Genomic DNA, 6,099 nt, shown 5'->3' with positions numbered 1-6,099 from the left:
CAAAAAGGGGCTTGATAAAAAAATCCAACAAGCCTTAGATTATGTGAGAGTCATTGGAAACAATGCGGTACATCCAGGCCTATTAGATTTACGAGATAACAAAGAAACAGTGGGAATGCTTTTTGAGTTGATTAACTTCATTGCCGATAGAATGATAACTAGTAACAAGAAAATCGATGAGCTTTATGACAAGTTACCAGATAGTATTAAGCAGCAAATAGAGAAAAGAGATAAAGGACAGCCATAGATAAATATGACTAAATATCAAAGATTCACATTTCTGATGATAACGTAATGATGATTTATGAAGAATTACATCATAACATGTTGAGTTGATGTATTCTTTATATTTGATTTTCGCTGTCAAGAAAGAAATGCATTAAAACAAATCCTTTTGTGCATGGCCATTGCATTGAACTGTAACTGGAGCATATTATTCTTTATGTAAAAAGCTTACGGCATTTTGAGTCTCTTTCATTTTTGGTTTGGATTTTTTGGTGTGCATTAGAATACGCTTATTGTCTGTATGCTTTGCTGGAACAGTATATACTTGATTTTATAAATTTTAAGGAGTATAATTTTGCTAAAGTGTATAAAGTTAAGTGGGATAAGGAAAATAATTTAGTGCTGTTGGTGGATTCTACTAATGAGGAAATAGTTCCTTCACGACCTGTTTATTTTGAGGAGCTCGATCTTTTAGGTTTTGACAAATATTGGGAATATCCAAGGTCGGAAGAACCTCTTTTGTGGAACATTGGCAGAAGGTACTACTACGAAGGGGAAGTAGTAGCAGAAGTAATCGGTGGAAACATATTTGAGGCTCCCAAAATAAAAATTACAGATAAGGGCAAAGGCCTAAAATTAAGCCCAGTCGATATAAATCTTTTAGTGCAAAAAAATGAAGATGCAATAAAAACCTTGGAAGGTGAAGCTATCGATTTTATTAATAATACTTACAAAAGCTACAGGGAAAAAGTAGATGCTTTCGTGGTTGCTTTCAGTGGAGGAAAAGATTCGCAGGTTGTTTTAGACCTTGTGGCTCGAACTCTACCACCAGATGAATTTTTTGTAATCTTTACGGATACTACTATGGAGATTCCACCTACATATAAAACGGTTGAAGAAACAAAGAAATTATATCAAAACTTGTATCCGAGACTGAAGTTTTATGTCGCGAGAAACGAAAGACATTCTTACGATCTGTGGAAAGTATTTGGTCCGCCAAGCAGACTGATTAGATGGTGTTGCTCTGTATGCAAAACCTCTCCCCAAATTAGATTGCTGAAATCACTTTTTCAAGGTAAATCCAATTTGAAAATATTGGTCTTCGATGGTGTTAGAGCAGATGAGAGCTCAAGGAGGAGCAAATATAAAAGAATAGCAGAAAAGGTTAAGCATTATACGCAGATAAATGCCGAAGTGATAAAAGATTGGAATACAACGGAAGTGTTTATATATATCTACAGTAGAAACATTCCTTTTAATGAAGGGTATAGATACGGCTTAGTTAGGATAGGATGTAGTATGTGCCCCTTTGGATCCACGTGGTCTGAGTATTTAATAAACAAGTTATTTCCTAATGTTACCAAGGGTTATTTGGATATTTTGGAGAATTTTGTTAGAAATTTAGGCTTGTCGGAAGAAGCAAGCATTAAAAAGTACATCACAGATGGAAGCTGGAAAAAGAGGGGCGGTGGCGAAGGAGTAAGCGAGGAAAAAATTAGATTGGATTTCATTGAATTGGATAATAGTTATCAGATAGTAGTTAGAAGTTATAGAGAAAAATTGTTAGAGTGGCTCAAAGTGTTAGGACCATTCAATATTTCCAAGAATGGAGACAAATATGAGATTGAGTTGTTTACAAACTCAAAAACTATCACAATAGAAGCTATAATTAAAGATCATAGCATAGTTGCAGAATTTCCGAAAAGTGTTGATTCATTTACTTTGAATAATATAAAAAAGGTGTTTTATAAGACAGCTTATTGCGTCCATTGCGGTTCTTGTGAAGCCGAATGCCCTTCATCAGCAATAGCATTTAGGAAGAATTTGGAAATTAATTCAAAAAAATGTGTGCATTGTTTTAACTGCTTAAACTTTGTTGATAGTGGATGCTTAGTAGCAAAATCAATTTCAAGATTAGGGGGTAATACAATGAGAAGCGAAAAAGACTTCAAAGGTTTTGGAAGGTATCAAACTTTTGGGATGAGAGCAGTGTGGTTAGAGGATTTCATGGCTAAAGGCGATGGTTGGATAAGAGATAATAAGCTGGGTAATAGGCAGTTTGAAGCAATGATTCAGTGGCTAAGAGATGCTGAGTTGATGGAGAAAAGGAATAAGGTTGCGAGTGAGCTTTTTGATAAGTTGAAAAGAGTATTTGAAAGTAATAAGCAGTTGTTTTACCAAATTATCTGGGTTAACCTCTTTTACAATTCAACATTGGTGAAATGGTACTTGCAAAATTTAAAGTGGAAAACGAGTGTACCTGTGGTTGATCTCATAGAAACTTTAGTTTCTAAAGGTTTAAATGAAAAAACAGCCAGAAGTGGTATATCTTCTTTAGCGAATATGCTTGAAAGTGTACCAGCTTTCAGAGAAATGTATGTAGGGATAATAAAGAATATAAAGAGACAAAGATATATAGAGAAAATTGGATCTGATGCGATTCATCCTATAGCTATTTTATATTCTACATATAGATATGCCATATCAAAAGGCAAATACAGGCTAACAATTTCGGAATTTTACAGGGAAGAAAACAAAGATGGTGGACCTCACGTAATCTTTGGGATATCGCGACCAGCTTTGGAGAATATATTTAGAGGATTACAAGAATCTTTTAAAGATTTGGTCAGGGTGGAAATTTCCGCAGATTTGGATAACATATATCTTTCGGAAAATATAGAGGATCATTTTTGCATCTTGGATTACATAAAATGGACACTTACATGAAAATTGGTGGTTTTAAATATTACACGTTTGGTTTAAGACAAGAGTGGTTATGGTCGTTATTGGCAAATGAGAAAAACTTTTTCAAGGAAAGTTCCTTAGGCCCGAGGCAAATGAATGCTTTTATGTATTACTTAAAGGACACTGAGCTTTTAGATACTGATAAAAACTTAACTGCTCTTTTTAATTGTTTAAAAACTTTGTATTTCAAAGATGGACCATATTCTCAGATTTTATGGGGTGTTATGTGGGTCAATTTATGCTTTAATGTGCCTATTTTTAAATGGTGGTCAACACTTTCAACATGTGATTATAGTATGAAAGATTTGGCAAATAAATTGGCTCCATCGTACGGAAAAGAAAATAAGTATTTGAAAAGTGGTCTAAGCAGTATTAAAGAGACATTATCTAAATCCCCGATAGGCGTAGTTTTTGGTCAAGGTATACCTATTAAGAAGGTGAAGGTTATCAAAGGATTCAAAAAGATTGGTATTGAAAGATTACATCCTGTTTTGATTTTATATAGCTTGTACAAATATGCAGAGAAGAAGAATATTTACGAGATGGATCTCTTCGCTTTAGAAGATGAGCTTTACTCTCCTCAGAGAATCTTTACTATTTCTACAGTTGATTTAGAAAGATCACTTTTGGATGACCCTGAGTTTAGCAATTTGTATAAATTATCTTTTGAAAGACCCCATTTTGTGTTTCTTTATAGTTCATTAAAGCCTTTAAATATATTGGAGCAATATATAGGAGGACTAAACAAATGAAATATGAAGAAATTGTGGGGTTATATGAGTATTTTCAACCTGTTTATGATATTACTTATGAACCTAAAGATTATTGGAAGCAATTTATACCAACCAAATATTTCCTTGATCTGTTGGGAAAGTTTCTCAACTCTTTGGAATCAAAAAATCCTAAATACAGAAAATCAATATGGCTTCAGGGTACATACGGTACAGGAAAGAGCCATGCTACAGGTGTTGTAAAACACCTTCTTTGGGATGACCTGTCTGAGATTGATGATTTTATTAGAAAAATAGATAATGTTCAATTAAGAGAAAGATTAAGGAATTTTCGTAAAGAAAACAAGGTATTGCCTGTTACTTTAAAAGGTGTTTCAGGAATAAATTCACAAAAGGATTTCAGCCTTGTAATAGAACAGGCTGTTAAAAATACCTTAGAAAAATTTAATATTCCAGTAACGGTGGATACCGAATTTGATAAATATCTAAAATACATAGAAGATACAAAAATTAACTGGCAAGATGTCGTAGATAGAAATCCTGGGCTAAAAAGTCTTGTTGGAGATGTTAATGGCTTAAAAAGAAAATTATTACAAAAAGATCCCGCAATAATAACCAAAATAGATGAAGCTTTGGGGGATTTGAAAATTTCACATCCCAATATTGAAAATTGGCTTTCCGAGGTTCTTAGGGAGTTAAAAAGTATAGGAATAACTCATATGGCAATATATTGGGATGAGTTTACCCCTCTGTTAGAGCTTTCTGTAAGTCCTGTACTTTTAAATATTGTCCAAAGCATAGCAGAAAAAAGCTTTGAAGAGGATATTTTCCTTTATATCATTTCACATAGACACCCACAGCAAACCCAAATCTCCAGGGAAGATCAAGAAAAGGTATTAGGCAGATTTGCAAATGTAGATTATTCCATGGAAAATATAACAACTTTCCACATAATTTCGAATACAATAAAAAAACATAAACAGGACGTCTGGGAAAAATTAAGGGATGACATTTACAATAGAAGTCCTAACTTGCAAAGAGTTACAATCAAATTAGTTAAGGATGATTTAAACCTGAGGAGAATCATTAAGGATCTGTTTCCAATTCACCCTTTCACTGCAGAGCTTGCAGCAGGTTTGGCCAGGTTCATAGGGTCTACTGAGAGGAGCATTTTTAGCTTTTTATATGACGAAAATAAGGGCTTTATTAATTTTATAAGAAATTATCCCAATGAAGAGAAAAATGAGTACTTTCTGACGGCTGATAAACTTTGGGATTATTTTATAGACGATTTAGAAAGGAGACAGGAAGAAAAAATTCAAAACATCGTATCAAAATATTTTACCCATTTAGAATCTATACAAAGCAAGGGTGAGGAATATTTGGCAATTTTTAAGGGAATATTACTTCTAAATTTATTCCAAGCGATTATAACATCCGTAAGCGACGCTTCGGTTTACACTCCGAAAAAGGAAAATATAGAAGATATGTTTGAAGGGACCCATTATAAAAGCCGTTTAGAGCAGGTTTTGGATTACATTGATAGGAATGTGATTCAAAAAACGCCTGATGGTTTATATCTTATACTGCAAACTCCTCTTCCTCCAGAGGAGGTTAATAGAGAGAAAGAAAATGCAAAAAGAGAGTATGCAGATTTAACAAAGCTTATTGACGCTGATGAAAAAGATAAATTTACTAAGAATTTTGGGGCAAACCTAACAAGAGAGTTCGATTTAAAGATATACTGGGCCGGACTATCTGAGTATGATATATCTATGAAAATAAGAGATTTCAATAATTCGTTCAAGACGAACATAGTATTGTTTTTACCTAAGACCAAAGAGGAAATTCCAAATGCCAAGACTAAAATCAAAAAAATTATTAAGGAAACCCCCCGGGCTCAAAATGTTATTTTCATTGTATCCCATAAGGACTTTGGCGAGCAAAATTACGAGAGACTGATAGAGTATATAGCTCGAAAGAGAGTAGCCAGTAGTCACTCCTTTGATGAGGAAGTCAAGAACAATGAAAGGTACATTTCGAAAATGATGAACTTGTGGCTTGAAAATGCTGAAAAGGATTACGCAGAGGTGTTGTTTAGAGATAGAGAGGATAGATTGCATTTTTCCAAATTAGGTGAAAAAATTGAAAAAGAACTTGTTAAAACAATTTTTAAGTCGGGCCTGGAAAATATAGAAGTACTGACCAGAAATAGAAACCTTTGGACGTTTAGACATTCAACAAAATATGCAGAGATTTTCCTTGCAGTTGAAAACAGAGATCAATTGGAGAATGAATTGAAGAATGCCCTTGAAAAGCCTCTTTTAAATATTGTTAGATCGCAAAATGGCGAATATATCGTTGACAAAAAATTGAGATTCTACAGAGATTTTGATCC

At 33.7% G+C, this 6,099-nt stretch carries 4 protein-coding genes; all 4 read left to right on the top strand.

The features are described 5' to 3' along the window. On the top strand, positions 1–247 hold a 247-nt coding region (locus tag QMD82_02100), incomplete at its 5' end, for a hypothetical protein (GenBank protein ID MDI6850717.1). 341 nt (positions 248–588) lie between these two features. Continuing rightward, positions 589–2,952, top strand: a complete 2,364-nt coding sequence (locus tag QMD82_02095; protein MDI6850716.1) for a phosphoadenosine phosphosulfate reductase family protein — start codon at positions 589–591, stop codon at positions 2,950–2,952. Beyond that, positions 2,949–3,722, top strand: coding sequence for a hypothetical protein (locus QMD82_02090; GenBank protein MDI6850715.1), 774 nt, complete (start codon positions 2,949–2,951; stop codon positions 3,720–3,722). The genes QMD82_02095 and QMD82_02090 overlap by 4 nt, the downstream gene beginning before the upstream one ends. Beyond that, positions 3,719–6,099: hypothetical protein (locus QMD82_02085; GenBank protein MDI6850714.1), on the top strand; the 2,381-nt coding region annotated here is incomplete at its 3' end. The genes QMD82_02090 and QMD82_02085, both read left to right, overlap by 4 nt.

Source organism: bacterium, from assembly GCA_030019025.1.
Classification (GTDB): Bacteria; Hydrothermota; Hydrothermia; order UBA1063; family UBA1063; genus UBA1063.
The sequence above is the reverse complement of the archived record's forward strand: the minus strand, read 5'-3'. Positions and strand labels throughout refer to the sequence as shown.